The organism is Haladaptatus sp. DYSN1 (assembly GCF_029489995.1).
In the GTDB taxonomy this organism is placed as follows: Archaea; Halobacteriota; Halobacteria; order Halobacteriales; family Halococcaceae; genus QDMS2.
The window spans coordinates 64,966-84,655 of record NZ_CP120471.1 but is presented as its reverse complement, the minus strand read 5'-3'; the positions used below and the strand labels follow the sequence as shown (position 1 = coordinate 84,655).

Below are 19,690 nucleotides of genomic sequence, written 5' to 3'. Positions count from 1 at the left end.
GCCGATAAACATCACTATCGAGATCGGAATCCAGAAGGACTCGCTGCAGGCCTCCGACTCGGCCGTTGCACCTCATGTTTCAGCCTTGCACGGTGGTTTGGTCCACCGTCGTGGTGATGATATATACTGTCGGGCTCTGAAGAGGGAGACATCGATGGAGATCCAGTTCCAGCACGCGAACCCGTACTCCGGGCGCGAATCGGTTATCCTCCGGATCGATGGGTTACTTCCCGACCAGACGGTCTGCGTGCTGGTCGATGCTGGACAGAACGTCGCAATCGATGAGCTCCTCGACGAAGCGGCCAACGAATATCTCACGGCAGTCTGTCTCACACACGCCCATCTCGATCATTATCACTCGCTCGGCGACACCCTCACACATGGTGCGCCAGTGTACGCCGCCACCGATACGGCCACCATCCTCGAGGACGTCTTCGCGGCCGGCGCTGACCACTACGACCTCTCGAATACGGAGCGCGTGCTCCACCAGCTGGAACCGATTGATGAGTGGACGCAGATCGTTCCCGGACTCCGCGTCCATCCCGTTCCAGCAGGCCACACGCCAGGTGCTGCTGGCTTCCTCTTCGAGGTCGCTGCCGACGACGAGCGCCGAACGATTCTCGTTACTGGTGATTTCACGACCCGTCGTGCTGCTGGCTATCCGGGCTTCGACCTCGACCTCCCCGTGGATGTCGACGTTCTCGTCCTGACGGCCGCCACGATCGAGGACTTCCAAGCGACCCTCACCGATGCTGTCGGGACGATTTGTGAACGCGTCCGGGCTGGCTCGACGGTGCTCACGACAGCCAGTGGCCTGACTGGACTGCAGGTGGCGTATCTCCTCGGGCATCTCGCCGAGCAGTGGGACGAACGGCTCTCGATCAGGCTCGTTGGCCATGTGGCCAAGCTCTACGACCGGCTTGAGTACAGCGTCCCGAACGTCGCGACGACCGCCGAGTTTGCTGACCCGTCGGCAGTGTTGGAAGTGGATGGGGTGACGATCGCAGGGCCAGAGGTACCGATCGATGGGAGCGCCAAGCGGCTCTTTGAGACGATCGCGGACGATCCAGGTGCGACGCTCGTCCAGCTCATCAATGGCGGAAGCTCCCCGGTGACGAGTGCGGCGTGTACGACCCATCATTTTTCGCTCAGCAATCACCCCATCCCGAAAACGATCGACGACGTCGTCGAGGCACTCTCTCCGGTCCACGTGGTAATTACACATCAACAGGGCGCCGCTGCGAACCAGTACAAGGACAAGTACGCCAGTTATGTCTGGGTCACCGATAACACGGACTGCTACACGCTTCTGGATGAGTCGGGCTGGACACCGCCACCGTGGGTGACGGAGTCGACGAAGCGTCGGGTGCAGTCCGGGACGACCACGATGGGCGGAGTGCTTGGCGATGCGATTGCGGACGCGGAGATACCGCTCCCGACGGTAACGCGACTCGACGATGTTGATCTCGGCACGGAAGGCCTCGATTTGGCGGCGCTCAGTGACCGGCTTTCAGTAGAACACACCGAGCACCCGCCAAGTGAAACACCTGCTCCGCGTCAAGAGACTGACAGTCCGGCGCCCTCCACAGGTCGTGTGATGACCGACGGGATGGCTGGTGAGCTACCAACAACTGACGGTGACCCGGATATCGATTCCGTCCTGTCGGGGATTGATGCCCGTCTCGATCGAATCGAATCGGCAGTCACGGGCCACGACATCGACGCCCGCGTCGTTGATGCGGGTGATGGGGCGATTCTGCTCCGCCTTGAGAATCCACCGGGCCATCTTGAACACGGCCAGCGGCTCCGCGTCCGTCTCCTCAACGGCCTAGACTCAGAGAGGGATGACAATCAGTCGGCTCAAGATACGTAGCCGTCTCTGCGTGACGCATCAGCGGGGAGTCACAGTCTAGTGACGGCGACCAGAAATTCCTAATCTGTAGTCCTCGTATACGGACCAATGTGGGAGTCGCGGACGCCAATCAACTCCGGCGAGGAAGCTGCACTCGATCACATCGAGCAGTACCTCGACACAGCGGAAAACGACGAGGTCCTCACCCGGGAGGACGCCGTCAATCATCTCATGGAGCAGGGCGTCGAACGTGCCGACGCGAGAGCGCACATCGAGCAGCTGTTGTTGAAGGGCTATCTCTACGAAGTCGAAGACGAACTGCGGCTGCCATCGAGGATCTGACAGAGCGAGGCCTACTTCGCTTTTCTGTATGCCGCTTCTCATAGGGATTCGCGGATAACCCAGAGATTCGGTTGGCACACTTCTTGTAGCTGATAGAACGGGGGTGCAAGAATCAGGGTGCATAGTTACCAGAGGAATCGAAAGAGTGGTTGGGTCGGGTGCCTTCCCAGAAGTAGTTCAGCAGGGGGGTTCGTCACGTCCGGACCACGTGGAATGCTTGAACGTTGGCCGGGGTCAGAATTTTGGCCTCTATTCTCGTTTAAGCAAATGCTTAAGTATAGTGGACGCGATAGTTTAGAAGATGCTTAAGCATCCTGACGTTGACCTGGACGCGGTCTTTGCTGCACTCTCTCACCCCACCCGACGCTCGCTCATCGAGCAGCTCTCGGAGGGTGAGAAAAGTGTGAGTGAGCTGGCCGAACCCCACGACGTCAGCCTGCCCGCGATCAGCCAGCACCTGCGCGTGCTGGAAGACGCTGGGCTGCTTGAGCAGACCCGCGACGGCCGAGTGCGCCGGTGCGCACTCCAGGGCAAGCCCCTGTCCGAAGCCTTCTCCTGGATCGTCCAATACCGGATCTTCTGGGAGGACACGCTGGAGGCCATCGCGCAAGAAGTCGAAGAAGACGATCAGCCATGAGCGACCAACCTAACGAACCGGAGACTGGAAGCATCGAAGTGAGCCGCGTGATCAAGGCACCGGCCGAGCGCATCTACAAGGCGTTCCTGGACGCCGACGCGCTGGCGAAGTTCTCGCCGCCGGCAGGCTACACCGCAAGATACGACCACGCCGACGGTGAGGTCGGTGGCACGTACCGCGGGACGTTCACCTCGCTCGACAAGAGTGACGAGCACAGCTTCAGCGGCGAATACGTCGAGCTGGTGCCCAACGAGCGTATCGTCCAGACAGACCAATTCGAGACGGATACCCCCGAGATGCAGAGCGAAATGACCGTGACCATCACCCTCGAAGAAGTCGAGGACGGAACCAAGGTAACCGTACGCCAGGAGGGCATCCCCAAGCCGATCCCTGCAGAGGACGCCGCCACCGGGTGGGGCATGAGTCTGGAGAACCTGGCCCGGCTGGTCGAGTACCCGGAAGCCGAGTAGGTCAGTCGCCGCCCAGGCCGAAGGTCCCACACCGCAGTGCTTGGCGCTGACCGGAATCCGTGAGGGAAGACAGTCCCGGTGTCAGCGCCAGCCGTCACCACCGCCACTCACGTGGTGGTCACCACCGCTCAGAGCGGCGCAGAGAGCAACCACGCACAACCAACTTATCAGAATAGTGAATGGACATTCAACCGGAAGACGTCGGCTGTATTTCGCTCAGGCCCAGCTGCCATTTCCTCTGTACTTCTTTGATCTCGCTCTTCCTCACCACCGACAGTCCAGTTCCAGATATCGTCGCATCAGTTCAGATACGACTGCTGATAGGTCTGTGATTTCAGTCGTCGCCACCCGGTTGATTCGTACTCCTTGCACACACCATCCATTCTACCCCCTGCACCCCACCTTTTCTTTGGACGATTTTCGAGGTACAGGCGGGGTGATAACGAACGTAGACTCGTGGAGACGTGTTTAGGGCAGCTTTCGTCTCCTCAAATCGTGTTTGCAAACGATTTCGAACCCACGAAATGGTATATGCACCGTATCCAACGCTCTCACCGAGGAATTACGGAGTTTCGGTCAGACGCCCGAATCATGTACCCCATCGTATATGAAAACCGTTACTCATCCTATATGAAAACGAGGAGTGGAGAACGGTTCATGCTACTATTCTCACCGGATAGAACGCCTAAATCGTGTTTGCAAACAGGTCACCTGGGTAGCAGACTAGCCAGTAGTAGAGTGAGTTTGAGTTTTGATAGATCGGGTGGTGTCACTGCGGCTACTGTGGCGACTGTTTCGGTTGATCGTCGATCTGCTCGTACATCTCGTCAGGGAAGGGGAGGCTTCCATAGATCGAGTAGGGGCATTGGTCACGCCCGATGCAGTACCGTTGCATATCATCATTCGCACAATTCATCGGGAGGGGGATTTCACCGCCGATGTCGTTGTCGAGTTCGTAGCGAATCTGGTAGTCCGTCTCCTCCTCGTCGTACCAAGGCCACCGCGAGAACAGGTCTTTCACGTCGCTGATGAATTCCTCCGTACTCGCGTCTCGATACTGGGGAAGCCACCACGCCATGCGTACCAGATTGAACAGATCCTTCCGAACAGGCTTCTTCTCCTGCAGACGGTCGTCCATCGCCGCCATACAGGGGAGTTCGAACAGGTCCTCGAGGTCGTCGACGTGTATGGGGCGCGCCCCATCGCTGTACTCGGTGAGCGTATAGCGATTCTCCCACTTGTGCTCGACAGAGACACTCGCGTGATTCTGCATCGCAGTCAGGGTGTTCCCCAGACTTCGTGGCGTCGAAAAGGAGTCACAGGCATGCCGTTCCCACGTCCGGTCAGGCTCGTACGCCTCCAGCGCCTCGTACAGATCTCGTGCTGTCTGCGGCTCATCGAGCTGTGCAGTATCGGCGTCCGCGGCTTTGACGGCGTTGATGATCGTCCGGATATCACGCTTCTGCCGACTCCAATTCTCCCACACACGGTGCGTCTGCCCGGCCTGGAAGAAGCGGTCGATGCGCTCCGTAATCGCAGATTCGTTCGCGGTGAGCCAGCTCCGCTGGTCTGCAGTCAGCGCCTCTTCTTGCACAGCGAGCAGGCGTCCGAATGCGTCTTCTGCGTACTCGCGGTACTTCGCCATGAAATCCGAGACAGGAACGTATAGGTTGTTGTCCGCGAGGTGAGCCTGAATCTCGCCTTGCTGATTCTCATTGCCCTCTGCACGAGCCAGACATTTCCGTGAGGCGGCGACGAGTGGGATTTCGAGATAGTACCCCTCGCCAACCTCGGGACGGGTCGTGATGTCCGTACAGACACGTCCTGGGTGGACGCCGTCCTCCCCGGGCTCTTTCGCGTAGAGCGTTTCGGCGATCTCCTGGTGGAGCGACCAGTCCTCGTACTCGCGAACGAGCGACCCGATATTGTTGACGTAGAGTTCGCGAAGATCACCGAGGAGCGCGAGATGACGGGACGGTGTATCCTCGAGTTTCGGATGGTCCATGATACAGACCGCTCCGAGCGTTGTGAGGACGGCAAGTGCTCCCGGATCGTCGACATAGGGGCGCTCGGCAGCCTCCTCTCGCGTGCTCGGCGCAAACGCTTCGGTGGTGAACCGCTCGATATCTGCGAGCATCTTCTCTGTTTGCTGCTCGCCATCGACCGTCCAGCGCTGATACCCGCGCTCGAACAGCTGCGTGAGCTGGAATTCTCCCTTGTCCCGTGGGAGTGCCGCGACTCGATACGCTGTGTACTCGTCGTCTGCTGGTGTGTCTCGGCTCATGATTGAAGGAAGTTGGGCGTCGCCTCGGTTCGGAAGTCGAATCCTGGATCGTCGATGGGCTGGACGACACGCGAGACATCGGCGTGTAGCGAGTACGGCAGCCGCATTACCCGGCGTCGATCGGCCGTGACCACTGGGTCGATGGGGATCTCATACTCGTCGAGCAGCAGGTCGTTGATGACCTCGCGGCTTTGTTCGTCGTAGTGGTGTTCGCGATCCGTATCGAGCAGGTAGACGTGACAGCCCTGGCCCGAGTAGACGACCATCGTCTCGTCGGCCGCGAAGTCATCCTCGAAGATCTCTTGGACTTCAAAGCCGTAGTCGAGGGCCTGCTCGATATCGTCGAACGAGTAGGGATATCCCTCAGGGGGGCTGTCGAGTATCCCGGCGGCTTGAAGCTGCTCAGTCTCGACATCGTCGGTTGATTCACCAGTGGTGGTTTCACGGGAAGCACGCTGTGCGGCAATGTCTTTCGCGTCGATATCGACGGCGAGCACCCACGGCCGATCCCAGTGATCGAGCGCATAGTAGACCGCGTCGGGGCGTGGCTCCGGTCGATCCAAGAGGTCCGGATCGGCGAGGGCGTAGGCACTGCCCTGAGCGGGGTCGTACCGTGCGGGGTGCTGAATGAACTCGACGAGGTTCTCAGTCGCCTCGAACTGCTGTACTGTCCGGTCGCCTGACCGACTCGTTTGCCACGTATTGCGGCGAATGAACGACCGATCCGGAGCGTCCTGCTTCCGGATGGGGTATCCCTCACGAAACGCAATAGCGAATTCTCTGGGCCCATCGACGGTAACGAATGAGGGGAGTTCGTCAACGTACTCGGGAAACGCCTCCGTGTAGTAGGTGTGGAGTTCCTCTCGTGTCGCCTCTCGCCATGAGAGGGCCATCGTTACTCAGGCACCTCCGTTTCGAGACTTCGGAACGTGTGGAGTGCCTTCATCCCCGGATCGTCGTACTCGCCGATTGCTGCGCGAAGCGAGCTAATCGTCCGTCGCTGGGTCGAACTCAGCGAGAAATCGACTTTCCCGGCGTCGGTGAGTGTCTCGATCGCGTCCAGAATGAATGCCTTATCTTCACCGGCCCAGACAGCAGCCGCGTCGACGCTCGCAAGCTTCTCGTAGTCCGCGAGCAGCGCCTCGGAATTGTTGCTCGGCGTTTCCACTTCCCCAACCCAGGCAAGATCGTCAGCAGCATCGAAGCCAGCGACGTCGAAGACTGTGTCGTCCCCATGCTGATAGTAGATCTCCGTTCGAGCGACGTCCTCCTGTTGGGCGAGCCAGGCTTCGAGGAAGACGACGCCAGCTTTGTGTGGGGTTTTCTCACCGAGATCGCCGACGCCCGGATTGGCCTCAAGCGAGCGATCCAGAAACTCACGGCCAGCCGGTAACACAGTGTAGTACTTCTGGCGGAACGAGCGGTGTTCTTCGAGGAACGCTTTCTGTGTAAGCGTCTCGATGTCGAGATTTGAGAAGGGCTCTTCGAGCGCAGTCATACTCTCCGTGAGCGAATACTCCTCGAGTTGGTGGTTCATCGCATCCAGCACGAGACCGAGAAATGCCGCCTCATCGCGTGTGACACCTTCCTCGCGGAGAGTCTCATCCGGAATGGTCGTCGTTGCCGCTTGAAACCGAGTCGGGGGTGAGTTGTCGGTGGTCGGGTCCTGCTCTGGTTCTGGTGATGCTTCTGTACCGCTGTTGGGGGCGGTGGCGGCCTCGTCAGCGGACGCATCCAACGACGCGAAGTCCTGGATCGTCATCTCGATACCGTACGTGTCGGCATGTTCGGTGATGTTCCCCAGTCGCGTGAACTGTTCGCTGGAGCTCTCGGCCGTGGACCGCGCTCGGCGGGCTGCGACGAAGACGTCGTCTTTCGACGCGAACTGACAGCACGCACTGGCTTTCCGGTCCTCAGACGGGGTATACTCGGCCCCACAGAGGTCGCAGATGTAGCGATCGGCATCCGAATCATGACGTACGTGCTCGGGCAGTGACGCCCCACCCGATGCTTCTGTCGTCTTCGACGTATCCGCTGGATCGTCGGCCCGTCCTTCCTGAGCCGCCGCGCCTGCTGGCTCGTGAGTCGAAGACTGTGGAGTTCTCTCAGCATCCTGTGACTCGTCGGCAGCTGCGCCGAACATGGGCGCGCTACCGATGGAGCGCTCCTCAGTCGATGACATTTGGGCCTCGTTCGTCGCGGTCGTTTGCTCGCGGTCCACAGACGCGCTTGTGTCGTCGCTCGCGCTACGTGCACCGAAGAATGAGGTTTCCGATGGGGTGCCGCCGGCAGCTGCTTCAGCGGCGGCTGTGCTTCCGCTCGCCGACGCAGACTCTCCGTCGACGTCATCGCCCACATCGTCTAACGTATCCCGAACCTCCTCGCGAGCGAATCGACTCGTCCGTCCCGGTAAACTGCACTCGTCCTGCGTTCGTCGCATCACCCGGGGAATCTGTTGCTCCTCGAAGAGATGCCGGTCGTCGCCCGAAAGCGGTGCCTCGCTCTCCGGGTGCCCCTCTGGAATTGGCAGCGACTCGAGCGAGAACGGCGCCGGACCAGTCTCTCCGAACCGGGGGCTCGGTAATTGAGCGATCCATTCACCGTCCGGCAACCGACTGATGCGATTGCGGAACTCGGACGTGCTGAGATTCTCGTGCGCCATCGACTCGGCGAGCTTCGCATCCGTCGCGATATTCCCGATGAGCTTCGTCTTGACGTTGTTCAGAATCTCCGTATACGCCCGATCGGACGTACTGTACTGCGCTACTTGCTCGGGGTACTGTAGTATCAACCCGAGACTCACGCCGAACGCACGTCCCTGTGGAATGAACTGCTCGTAGACCAGCGAGGACGTCGCGACTGGGGCAGCCTCCTCGATGATCATATTTACAATCGTATCATCGGCATCCTCGTCGTCGTTGCCATCCCCGGTCAGCGACCGGCCCCTTCCGCGGCGACCCTGGACAGCGTCCCAGAGATTGCTCAGCAGAATCATCGTCAGGGCATGCTGGGATTCAGCCCGGAACTCACCAAGGTCGAACAGGATGACGGCGTCGTCGTCGACGAACTCACGGAAGTCGAAGGCGTTCCCGACGTACTCCTCGGCCTCGTCGTCCCACTCAGGGACGTGGGTGAACATCTGGTAGAGGTGTTCGTGTTCGACGAGCTTGTCGAGTCGATTCGCTGCCGCACCCATCGTCTGCTGGAACTGACGCTCATCGACCTGGCACTTCTGGACCAGCGACTGCTCGATGTGCGCGTTCGCATCACAGAGTTCGGGGAGCGTCTTCTCTCGGCTCATTCGGAAGACGGCCTGTATCAGGTCTTCGAGGCTGAACGCGTCGTGGCCGTACTCCCGGTCGAACAGCCCCTTGATCAGGAACGTGAGGATTTCGTTGGCGACGTACGCCTGATTATGGCGCTCCTCACCGAGGATGAGTCGCATGATCTCGTGGAAATGCTCGACTTTATCCTGGACAGCGTCCGCACGAGAACGCCCCATTGCAAGCGCCGGGCGAATATCGAAAAACGAGACCGCCGGCAGGGTGTCTGGCGCGTTGAAATAGTAGACGTCGTCCAGGTTTCCGTTCGTGGCGTAGTGGGCGTGGAGATAGTTCTCGGCCATCCCGTCACCCTTCCCCTCGAGGATCACAGTCGGCCCGTCGACATGCTCGTGAAGCGAGAGCATCTCGGCCTGCGTGGCCGTTGACTTCCCGCTCCCCGTCGACGCCGCCCGAATGTAACTCGTCGTCAAGAGATCTGGTGGGATGCGGATCGGCTCGTCCAGCGATTCGTTCCGGTTCCGGAGCGGCTTCCCAACCGCCATGCCTGGGCCCGAGAACGCTTCGAGAAGATCCGGGTCGGGTAACGGCAGTGGCTGGCGGAGTCGTTCCTTGCCACGAGCACCGCGTGACCCTTCAGTTGTGAGTGTCTGCGCGCTCGGCACCGCCACAAAGTTCGCAAGTTCGTCCGCGTTCAACACGAGTTGCGGGCGACGTTTCCCCATCCACGACTGGTTGAACGACCGATTCAGCAGTCGGCTCAGTTCCTTCCGAGCTGGGTCGCGAATGTTCGTCAGGCTCTTCGAGACGCGACTGCCGTCGAGGTGATAGAAGTAGCCGTCGAGGTGGTTGAACGCGTTCGCCAGCGTCTCGATATTGTTCGCAGCTTGGGCTCTGACTGCGTCCTCGGGAGTATCTGGAAGGACGGTGACGGTGCGGAGGTTCACGAGAAACGTCTGTGAGGGCCCCTTCTGGTCGATGAGTGCCTGTCGGGAGGCAACCGCTCCACTCGCGGCACTCGACGTCTGCCGGGTGCTCTCGCCGACGTGCGGTGGGTCACGACCTCGTCGACGATCGCGAATGCGCTCCTGGTCGGCACCGTAGACCATATCGGCGAGGCTGGTTCGTGCGGACTGGAGTGCGCCATCGTGTTTGGTCTCGATCTGCTTTTTTCGACCTTCGGCAGCTCGCTGCCAGTTCCCGTAGCGGGTGAACAACACTTGCAACGCGGTGGGTGCGGTGGCCTCCGTAAGCCGTTCGACGGCCGTCGCGAGTGGTGCTCGTGCCGGATTTCCCGACTGGGTTCCCTCTTCTTGGACTTGTGAGTACTGCTTGAGCGGCGTCATCCAGTCGCGACTCCGTTCACCGATACCGCTCCAGCGGGCTGCGAGTGGCGTCCGCTCGGAAAGTGAGGTGTCGCCTCCATCATCGACAGCCTCCGTGTTCTCTCCACCGTCACCGAGGTGGTCATCGTTGCAGAGTTCAGTTCGGAGGTCGATTGCTTCCTCGTAGATATCGTAACTCGCTGGATAGGCGGTCTGTAATTCGGATTCGAGCGTCGGCAGCAATCCCTCGTCATCAACGCCCAGATAGAATCGAACCGGCGCATCCTTCCCCTGGGTGAGGGCAAGGAATTCGAACGTGGGGGGACTCTTCCGTGGATCGAATTTGATCTTCCAGCCCGTTCGAAGCTTGCGCAGGCCAGCCAGCCGGGAGACGATATCCGCAGGGTCGACACGTTCCCGCGATGGCTCGATGCGGATGTAGTGACGCGAATTAGTCATCGGCCTCTTGCGGTGCTGTCGAGACACCGGCCTCATCGAGCAACGAGTCCGGAATCGCGTAGTCGTCAACACGACCCTCCTGGGCGAGATACGCGACGTCGCTAGCGTCGATGTATCGCTGGTCGACGAGATACTCCCACGGGTCGAGGTTGTCATCGAGGACGTGGACTTCGTAGTCGTTGACGTGGAGGGCGAGCGACTTCGTCCAGTCGTTCACCGCGAGCAGGCATTCGGAGTAGCCACCGTCCTCGCCGGTCTGGGCGGTCGCGATGAAGTTCTGCTCGGCGGGCGTGAGACCGTGGAAGTCAACCATGGCGTCGCTGACCGACTCGTGATGGAAGATCTGCTTGATGTCACAGAGGTTGTAGACGTTCCGTGCCTTCTCGACGGCCTCTTCGGATTTCTTGTCGGACTTCGCGATGAACTCATCGACGGTCTGTGAGATGAGCGTGATCGCCGTGTTGAAGTGGCGACTGTGCCGGATGAACAGGTCGATCATGTCCGTCGTCGCCGCTCGCCGCAGGAGGTAGTGGGCCTCGTCGATGGTGACCTGCGTCCGTCGGTCACTGCTCTGGGCGCGCTGGTAGATCCAGTCGAACATGACGTGCATGAACAGCGGTGCCTGTCCCGTGTCGGCAAACATCGACATGTCGATGACGACCAGCCGGTTGTCGAGTTCGACGTTCGTCTGCCCGTTCAGATTGTCGTTCTCCCCACCGTGTTGGAACGCTTCCAGGCCGAGGAGAAGCTGATAGGCGTACTTCTCGTCGGCCTCTTTGAACCGCAGCTCTAGCTGCTCGATCTCCGGGCGAACGCGCTCCTCGTCTGCATCCGCGTGCAGCTCAAGAAATTCCGACGGTCGGTCGCCGTCGGTGAGTGCGTGCAGGATGTCGAGAACGTCCTGCATCGTCGGGCTCGTGTTTTCGTGCGTCGCTGGGTCGGGAGTGATACCGTATTTGAGATAGGCGAGACGAACTGCCCGACGAAGGATACCCTCTTGTTCCTTGCTCAGCGATTGGTCGGCGACCGCCGAGAAGTGCGTGCGGAACAGCTCCATCACCGAGCGGAACTTCTTCTTGAACGGGTCGTCCGCGACGTCGTCGATGCCGCGCCGTATTTCGAGGGGATTCACGGTGTTCTGCCCACCGAAGCGGATGACCTGGCCGCCGAGGTCGTTCGCGAAGTCGACGAAATCTCCGAGCGGATCAAGGACGAGCATCTCGATCTCGGGGTCCATCATCATGCGATGGTACATTTCGTGCTTCTCGGCGAACGTCTTACCCGACCCCATCTTCCCGGCGATCGCCTTCGAGTACGACGAGAGCCGGTAGCGATCGAGCAGCACGGGCGTGTTCGTCCCGTCGAACCCATAGAAGACGCCTTCAGGGTCGGCCACAGCCGGCTCAATGAACGGGAACATCGTCGCCACAGCGGTTTCCTGCATCAGTTGAGTCGCTTTGATTGGGTCGTCGCCGAGCGGGGCGAGGGCGTCCTGTGATTCGATCTGCCGCTTGTCGAGCGTGACTGCCTTGGCATTCGCTGTGCCGAGCGTTTCGACGACGCGTTCGGTGGCGTCGTCGAGCTCCTGCTCGGTGTCAGCGATGATCTCGATATAGATCGCGAAGTCGAAGAGCTTCGTCTCACCAAGGATGATGTCCCAGATGAGGTCTTTGACCATGTCACGGTCGGCCTCTGCCTCGTGGGTGTCGGTCTGGTTCTTCTCGTGTTTCTTGTGGAGGCGGGCTCGCAACTGGGTGAGACGCTTCTGGAGTTTCCTGAGCACTGATCCGGTATCGCGTGGCTCGATATGCTGGGTGACGCGGACCTGGTCGTTCGTCGTGTAAAGGTCCGTAAGCCACCCGAGGGGAACGCGCTCGGGGTAGCCGTGGATGGTGAGCGTACGGACGAACTGGTCATTGCGAACCATGTAGCCCGACTCGAAGAGATTCGAGACCTCCTGGAGCTGGCGAGGTGCGATGACATCCCGGTCGGCAAGCGTCTGCTCGGTCTCGTCCTGCACGATGCCGATTCGGAGTTCACCCTCGTCAACGTCCTCGACCTCAAGCAGGTACTGGGCTTGTTCGCGGATGTTCTCCTTCGTGAGGTCGTCCCCGTTCGCTTCGAGGATTTCCGCTGCCCGGTCGAACGTCTCGTCGTCGATATCATCGATGCTTTGCTCGCGATTCCCCACGGGTAGCCACGAGAGAAGGCGATTGAATCGCCCCGCCATCAGTGCTCACCCTCCGTTTTCGTCGCATGCGAGAACTTCTCGAACGTTGGGTCGACGTGGTTGTAGTAGTGATAGAGGATCTCCATCGTTTCCTGACGGTTGGTGACTCGTTCGATGGACACATCTGTCCGACCGAGCTTGTTCGTGATCCGTCGCTGGCGCTGCCGAACCTCGCGGATACAGAGTTCGGTCCGGGCTTCCTCATGGGAGTCACCCAGTGGTGTTCGATCGACAATCCCCGAGAAGACCGTCCCGATGACTGGAAGCGTCCCGAGCTGGCTCAACACACTCCCCGTCTCAAGATCCTTGTGTACCTGATCAGCGTCGACGCGCGTGACGATGTAGAAGTCGCGCTGTTTGAGGTCCTCGTCTTCGATGTTCGTGTTCGCCCACTGGATGTAGAACTTGCGCCCGTACTGGAGGATAGGCGTCTGCCCACGCGAGGCCATGCTCGCGCCGGCGGTGTAGAAGCGTTCGAGGTGGCCAGTCAGGTCGAAGGTCTTCGGATAACAGGGGACAGCGACGCTGGACTCGAGCGACATGAGGAACGACATATACGCGCTCATCGTGTCGCGTTTCGCCTGGTCGCTGAGCGAGAGCCAGTTCTGCGGATGGACCTTCAGAAGGCCGATATAACTGTTCTCGTCAACGGCGATGCCGTCGTCGCGGACGTAATCGAAGCCGAGTTTCTCTTGCGTGGTCGTAGACTCGCCGAGTCGATTCTCGAGGTCGAAGTGGTCGCGAGCCCGAGCCCGTTCGCGAGCGGTCGGGAGATCCGTATCGATATCGTCGAGGAACGTATCGAGTGCCTGGAGGACTTCGAGGTCTGACTCCGGTGCTGTCGGCGATGCGTCGTTCTGAAGCGCAGCGGTCGGCTGGGCATCATTCTGTAGCTCGGGGTCCGAAGTGGACCGCGACTCGCTCGCTGACGCACTCGTCGAGTGTCCGGGCGACATATCGGATGAAGCGTTCCCGTTCGTTGTCTCGTCTACTGCGTGTTCCTCATCGCTTTCGGCGGCGGTTCCGTCGGTGGTCTCGTCGGAGAAGGCAGAGCCCATGCACAGTCACCTCGATTCGGTCTCCTGCTCTGCTTCGATCGTCTCGATGTCGAGGCCGTCCTGCCGTACGCCGACGACGTCCTGGACCACGGGCGTTTCCTCTTCGGGACGAGTACGGCGATTGTAGTAGGTATTCGACGAGAGATAATAGGCAGCTGCAGCACGGGCGTAGCTGAGTGGCCGCTGGCCAGCGGGCGCAACGAGGAGGATGAGGATGCCGAGGGTGAGCCCGATGCCACCGGCAATCATGAACAGCGTGCCGGTGAACCCGAGGCTCTGGGCGATGCCGAGGGCGAGAAAGGGGATGATGAGGACCTCGCCTGCTTCGCGGGCGGTGAGGCCGAAGACCAACTTGGTGTTGATGATTCGACCTGCGATGGGGAAGGTCTCCATGTGGTAATTCATTACAAAGTCAGACAGTTAATATTTACCCTACTACGTTACTTTTCCAAATAGTATTAGATTTTCGATGTATTCGTTGTGCTACCATTGCCGAGTTTGGTGAGCTGGCTACGTGGTTGGTCTCGGAGCGATTCCGCCAGTCGCGACCCGCTTTACTCTTCCCAGACTTCTCCAAGGCGGTCTTCAACCCATGGGAGGACGACCGTTTGAAGCACTGTCGTGAGGTCTGGGGGGAACTCTCGATCTTCAGCTCCGGTTGTACTCGCAGTCGGGAATGGATGGAAATGATCACGGCTGTTGTGTGATTGGTCGTGACGGTCCCACCGACACCGACGTTGGTCCCCACGATACCGTTCGAGATATGAGACGTGGAATTCTCCGTTCGTATAGACGCGGAGCTCCAACCAGACGGCCGTCATCGCCGTTGGATAGTAGTCACGACTGAGATGCACAATGAGGCTTTCCTGCTTGTTCGCTGGGAAGAGCGATGTTCCACTCACTTCCGATTGCTGTGCGAGAATCCGTGCCAGATAGCGAAGCGTTGCCGCGTCGATAGTTCGCTGTCTGTCTCCCGGCTCGCCCACAGTCAGGCGGCCTCCGATGGGAAGTCACCCGTTCGCTGCTGACGGACGTCTTCCAGTCGGCGAATGCGGCGCCGCACGGTTTCCCACTCGCTGAGGTCTAACCATACGTCTTCGAGCTGATCGTAGTCGGCGTGGTCGAACGCGTCGACATCGTCAGGTCGGGCGACGCCGTACTGGTCGCGGAACTCTCGTTCACGAGCGGTTAGCTCTGTGAGGCGAGTTTGGAGTTGACCCGTCGAGAGTTGTTTGAGCCGGTTGCGTTTTCGCCACTCGAAGTACGATTCGTTCCGCTGGTAGGTTGCGGGTGAGTCGCCGACCTGGTCGAGGACGCCGATATCGACGAGCCGGGTGAGATGCCGGCGTGCAGTATCGGGTGAGCACTCTGCCCGTTCAGCAACTCCCGCAACGCGTGTCGGTTCGTAGAGCTGGAGGGCGACCCGGTAGACGCGCTCGTCGGTCGGTGCTGCAGCCAACTCAGCCCCGAACTCGGCGGCAAGGTTGAACTCCGCCACTGGGTTAGTGTCTGGTTCGGGCATGGAGGACGATTTAGGCCCAAGACTAATATATTTACCTCGTGCAGAGATATTTCGTCAGTTGGCCGAAGGTTTTCATAGATTTTGCTCGAAGACTCAGAAATTGATAGGAATCTAGTTTCTCTGAATTCAGAAAAGGTAGTCAGCAGTGACCGGTAGCAATATCCACTCTATATACATATGTATACACGTGAGCACGGACTACAAGAATGTCCGCCTGACGAAGGACGCCTATCACGCACTGGAACGGCGCAAACGCGAGGGCGAGACCTTCTCCGAGGCAGTCGCGCGGCTGGCACGCGACAGACCGATCAGCGACCTTGCCGGACTGTTCACCGACGAAGAGGTCGAAGAAATCCGGACGGCCCAAAGCCGAGCCTACGACGACTATTCCCCTCGCCACCGTGAGGAGCGCGAGTGACTGATTCTGTATACGTTATTTTTGAAAGATGTTGGACGGGAGGATGCGGCCGCCCTCGAGAAAGCCATCGAACTACAAGACCAGCAAATTCCAGAACGCCTCTCCGTGATGACGCTCTATGAACTGTACTGGGGCATCGGCTACGTCGATCGAACGCAGGCCGAACGCGACAACGTCGACGCGATTCTCGGCACAAAGGAGGTGTACCCGGTGACGCCCGCTATCGCGCGGAAAGCGGGACGAATTGCAGGCGAACTCACTCGCCGAGACGAGCCATTGAACGACCCGAGCGACGAACTTATTGGTGCGACAGGGTTCGTCCACGAGGAGCCGGTGCTGACGAAGAACGTCGGCCACTTCGACCAGATTCCGAACCTCGAAGTCGAAACCTACTGACACACCTATAGGAGTCTTACTCGACTCCAATCTACTGCTATACAGCGGTCACCGCTCGCAGTGAAATATTCCCTCACGAGATCTCACCGGAGCGGAACAGGCTCACGTATTACGTCAGGAAATGTAGAAGAGATCGTGAATTCGAGAGGCTCTTAGAGTTTCAAGACGACCCTGAACCAGAGGTGGAACTGTTTGCCTCACAGAGTATTGGTAGCTATCTCTCTGAGGGTTATCGAGAGTTCAAGGCAGATTACTTCCTCGAAATTTGAATGAAGAGTTTTCGGGCTGTCATAGAGCGATTAACGATTGGTTCACACAGTCCATAAGTTAATGATTCTTACCAGTGAATTACTACTCGTTCTACACCACTCTATCACACCAGCCACGAGGCTCTGCGTCTCGGGCCTCATTTTGTGACCGATTTGCGCTCTCTGTTCAGCACGCTTACTGATAGCGATCACTAGTTAAGGAGTAAAACAGAGCCACTCCACATCATTGAATCGATGTGTTGGGGAACGATTCGTGAAGATCATCGAGCGTGATTGCCTCTGCATCACGCTCCGCGGCGTGCATGGCAGCGTCGTCGACGATTCCCACGATATCAGCACTACTGAGCTCCTCTGAGCGGTGAGCTAACTCGTGATAGTCGCGTTCGTCGAGTGCGGTCGGCAGTTCACGCAGGCGTACGCGAAAGATAGCCTCACGAGCATCGTTGTCAGGGAGGCCGATCTCATACTGCTGATCAAACCGCCCCCGGCGGGTGGCAGCCTCATCGAGGAGGTCGGCACGGTTTGTCGCTGCGATGACGAGGAAATTCGGATCGTCGTCATCCAGGTGCGCGAGGAACTCGTTGACGACTTGGGCGTGTTCACGGTGGAGGTTGTTTCCACGACCGGCGAGCAGCGCATCAATCTCATCGATGAAGATGACGCACCGGTCGAACTGCTGGGCTTCATTGAAGAGTCGGTTGACCTGCTCGGTTGATTCATTGATCCACCGAGATTTGATATCGCCTGCAGAGAGCTCGAGGTACGGAAGGCCGAGTTCACCAGCGACTGCTCGGGCGAACAGGGTCTTCCCGGTTCCAGGTGGGCCGTACAGGAGGATTCCATTCGGTGGGGAGACCTTGAATCGCTCGTAGGCTTCGTCGATTCGAGTTAGTGGTCGGAGTACTGAACGCGTGATTTCTTTCTTCAGTTTATCTTGGCCACCGACGTCCCGATACCCAACATTTGGAGCGGGTTTCCAATCGTACTCGAGATTATCAAGAACCGGACGCAGTTGGTTCGAATCGTCGCTGTGCTGAGGAGCTCTATGCTTAGCATGCTCTGTGGCCCTATGAACAGACAAATCTGGTTCATCGGTCTGAGCTGTCTCTGATGGCGAGGATTTTTCTTCGATATTGTCAGTGGCAGTACCGAGACTCGTTGCGATCATCAAGGGGATGCACGCAAGCCAGCTGAGACCCATGAGCCACAAACGGTCAAACATAGATGAGACCCGAAGTGGGGCAAGGGGTTCTGCAGCTGACGTCCAGCTGTTCTCCCAAGCGGGGAGGAACCATACAGCTGTTAATACAGCTGAACCAATGAGAATTCCAAAGACCCAATCAATATCTGCACTTTTGGTGTTCTCGCCATGCATCGGGTAGATCGCTCCAGTTAACAGAGCAGCAGTAAACGAAGGAAGCATCCAGATGGCTGGAACACCTAAAAGAACTGCTATTCCTCTAACCGAGGAGGGAGTATTAGCTACAACCCAGACGACCCCAAGTGGGGCCAGCACATAGTTTGCTGTAAAGAGACCCGTTGAGAGAAGCTCCACAACCACCTTCGTCAGACGATCTCCAATCCTCAATGTTCCAGTCATCTCATTTTCACCGATCCTTGTCGGTGGACTCGTCCGTCCAATCGCTTATCGTCTGTTGGTTAGGTCCAGTCTCCGTCGATGTATCGACAGCGGGGTTCTCGCGGTATCTCTCAAGACCAGCCTCCGCCCAGTCAACAGGTGATTGGTGGAGATTTCGGGTCGCGTAGTCGGCACCAGCTTTGACGTCTTGAGCGGCACGCTTTCCGCTCTTCTTCCCTTGAGCCCCTACCTTCTTACTCGTCTTGACAGTCTCTTCTGAGAAGACTGTTGTAGCTGTACTTCCGGCTGCACTCTTTGCCCGACCTGCTGCAGATCCAGCCCTACTGACAGCGCTGCTTCCGATTCCGCCAGTTTTCCGATCAGCATAACCCAACCCCTTCGACGTCCCATGTCTCGTCTGTTCCATCAGGGCGGTACGAGTCGATTTTCCACCAGACTGGTTCGTCGACGAACTCTGGGAACTCGATTTGCTTTTCGCCCCTTGACGACCGGAGATTCGACGCGGCGACAGCCCGGCCATCGCCGCAGATTTGATCCCGACGAGTGCGGGGGCAACGAGGCCAATCAACCAGAAGAGGTACGCCTCAAGGACTTCCCCGAACCCAGGGTCACCAGCTTGTTGACTCTGTGCCGCTGCTGCACCCTGTCCGGCCATGTCCGCGTACGCACCAGCAGCCGCAGCGCCGGTCTGCAAGAGACCGGCCATCACGATCCCGGCGAGGAGCATGAACGCCGTCGCCCGGAGAGCGGTTTTCGCGATCTCGGACGTGTAGCGGAGCGGCCCGAAGTCCAGGAAGAGCATCGCCCCGAGGACAGGCAGGAGAATGAACGTCGCATTGAACAGGAACTCCCGTAGGACGAAGACCCCGAGCGCTAGCACGATGCCCGCCACGGACACCATACTCAGGATCAGTCCGCCAATGATTACGCCAGCACTCGACGCCGCAGCCCCGTCAAGACTGGCTTGCAGCACCTCCGGTCCGAACGCAGTACCGTAGTCTGCGGTGAAGATGTGGCGAATAATTGCGTTCGTCAGCAGGAGGCCGAAGTGCATTATTTGGCGGGCGACGGCGACGAAGATGATCACTTTTAGCGCCTTCCAGACGAGCATGAAGTTCGTTGCCTCGTGCTGGTCGGCGAACGGTTTTGTCGCGACCCCCGCCATGAACATGATCACGAGCAGCTGCGGGAAGATATCGAGATTATGCTGGAAGGCCGCCTGCATCGTCGGGTCGGAGTAGGGGCTGTCGAAGATGATGAACGTCCGCATCCCGTTGGCGATGAGCTCGCCGATGAAGCCGAGGATTCCGGTCAGGATGTAGGTGAAGAAGTTCGCAATCCAGTCGGTGAAGCCAGCGGCGAGCGGCACCAGCATGGCATCTGTCGGCAGCGTCGCGATGCCGTGCTGGAGGGACGCCAGGGTATCGGGACCGATGCTGTCATGGACGACGTCGAGTGGGATGTGGACTCTCGATCCGTTGACATCCTCCAAGCGCCTAAAGGCGCGGGAAACCTCACGTTCGGGGTCTGGCATTAGCGCCACCCCC

15 protein-coding genes are annotated in these 19,690 nt (G+C 58.9%); 6 read left to right on the top strand and 9 right to left on the bottom strand.

The features are described 5' to 3' along the window. The first annotated feature begins 154 nt into the window (after positions 1-154). From P0648_RS16620 to P0648_RS16605, 4 genes are all read left to right on the top strand, one after another. Positions 155-1,873 carry an MBL fold metallo-hydrolase gene (locus tag P0648_RS16620; protein ID WP_277506002.1) on the top strand — a complete coding sequence of 573 codons (1,719 nt, stop codon included), beginning with the start codon at positions 155-157 and terminating at the stop codon, positions 1,871-1,873. An 87-nt stretch (positions 1,874-1,960) separates the two neighbouring features. Then, on the top strand, positions 1,961-2,194 hold the full coding sequence (locus P0648_RS16615; protein ID WP_277506001.1) for a hypothetical protein: 234 nt from the start codon (positions 1,961-1,963) through the stop codon (positions 2,192-2,194). Positions 2,195-2,495: 301 nt separating this feature from the next. Continuing rightward, positions 2,496-2,831 (top strand): helix-turn-helix transcriptional regulator, encoded by a 336-nt coding sequence (locus P0648_RS16610; protein ID WP_276249204.1) that lies wholly within the window; start codon positions 2,496-2,498, stop codon positions 2,829-2,831. Then, positions 2,828-3,301, top strand: coding sequence for an SRPBCC domain-containing protein (locus P0648_RS16605; RefSeq protein ID WP_277506000.1), 474 nt, complete (start codon positions 2,828-2,830; stop codon positions 3,299-3,301). Before P0648_RS16610 ends, P0648_RS16605 begins: the two co-directional genes overlap by 4 nt. A gap of 778 nt (positions 3,302-4,079) precedes the next feature. Here the strand turns inward: P0648_RS16605 and P0648_RS16600 are convergent. The 7 genes from P0648_RS16600 to P0648_RS16570 all read right to left on the bottom strand — a co-directional run bounded on the left by P0648_RS16600 (position 4,080) and on the right by P0648_RS16570 (position 15,460). After that, complete coding sequence (locus P0648_RS16600; protein WP_277505999.1) at positions 4,080-5,585, bottom strand: primase-associated protein; 1,506 nt, start codon at positions 5,583-5,585, stop codon at positions 4,080-4,082. After that, positions 5,582-6,478, bottom strand: coding sequence for a DNA primase (locus P0648_RS16595; protein ID WP_277505998.1), 897 nt, complete (start codon positions 6,476-6,478; stop codon positions 5,582-5,584). Before P0648_RS16595 ends, P0648_RS16600 begins: the two co-directional genes overlap by 4 nt. A 2-nt stretch (positions 6,479-6,480) precedes the next feature. Beyond that, a complete protein-coding gene (locus P0648_RS16590) occupies positions 6,481-10,650 on the bottom strand; it encodes an ATP-binding protein (protein WP_277505997.1) in 4,170 nt (1,389 codons plus the stop codon). Next, entirely contained in the window at positions 10,643-12,880 is a 2,238-nt protein-coding gene (locus P0648_RS16585) for a VirB4 family type IV secretion system protein (protein ID WP_277505996.1), read from the bottom strand. Before P0648_RS16585 ends, P0648_RS16590 begins: the two co-directional genes overlap by 8 nt. Beyond that, on the bottom strand, positions 12,880-13,938 hold the full coding sequence (locus tag P0648_RS16580; RefSeq protein ID WP_277505995.1) for a hypothetical protein: 1,059 nt from the start codon (positions 13,936-13,938) through the stop codon (positions 12,880-12,882). The genes P0648_RS16585 and P0648_RS16580 overlap by 1 nt, the downstream gene beginning before the upstream one ends. 6 nt (positions 13,939-13,944) lie before the next feature. Further along, complete coding sequence (locus tag P0648_RS16575; RefSeq protein WP_277505994.1) at positions 13,945-14,343, bottom strand: hypothetical protein; 399 nt, start codon at positions 14,341-14,343, stop codon at positions 13,945-13,947. Between the two features lie 583 nt (positions 14,344-14,926). Then, complete coding sequence (locus P0648_RS16570) at positions 14,927-15,460, bottom strand: ArsR family transcriptional regulator (RefSeq protein WP_276249013.1); 534 nt, start codon at positions 15,458-15,460, stop codon at positions 14,927-14,929. A gap of 187 nt (positions 15,461-15,647) precedes the next feature. On the opposite strand from P0648_RS16570, the gene P0648_RS16565 reads away from it, so the two are divergent. After that, entirely contained in the window at positions 15,648-15,878 is a 231-nt protein-coding gene (locus P0648_RS16565) for an antitoxin VapB family protein (RefSeq protein WP_277505993.1), read from the top strand. Between the two features lie 21 nt (positions 15,879-15,899). Then, on the top strand, positions 15,900-16,274 hold the full coding sequence (locus tag P0648_RS16560; protein WP_276275376.1) for a type II toxin-antitoxin system VapC family toxin: 375 nt from the start codon (positions 15,900-15,902) through the stop codon (positions 16,272-16,274). A 492-nt stretch (positions 16,275-16,766) separates the two neighbouring features. On the opposite strand, the gene P0648_RS16555 is transcribed toward P0648_RS16560, so the two are convergent. Continuing rightward, positions 16,767-18,143: a 26S protease regulatory subunit gene (locus P0648_RS16555; protein WP_277505992.1), complete on the bottom strand. Its 1,377-nt coding sequence runs from the start codon at positions 18,141-18,143 to the stop codon at positions 16,767-16,769. A 7-nt stretch (positions 18,144-18,150) separates the two neighbouring features. Continuing rightward, on the bottom strand, positions 18,151-19,677 hold the full coding sequence (locus tag P0648_RS16550; RefSeq protein ID WP_277505991.1) for a hypothetical protein: 1,527 nt from the start codon (positions 19,675-19,677) through the stop codon (positions 18,151-18,153). Positions 19,678-19,690: the final 13 nt, after the last annotated feature.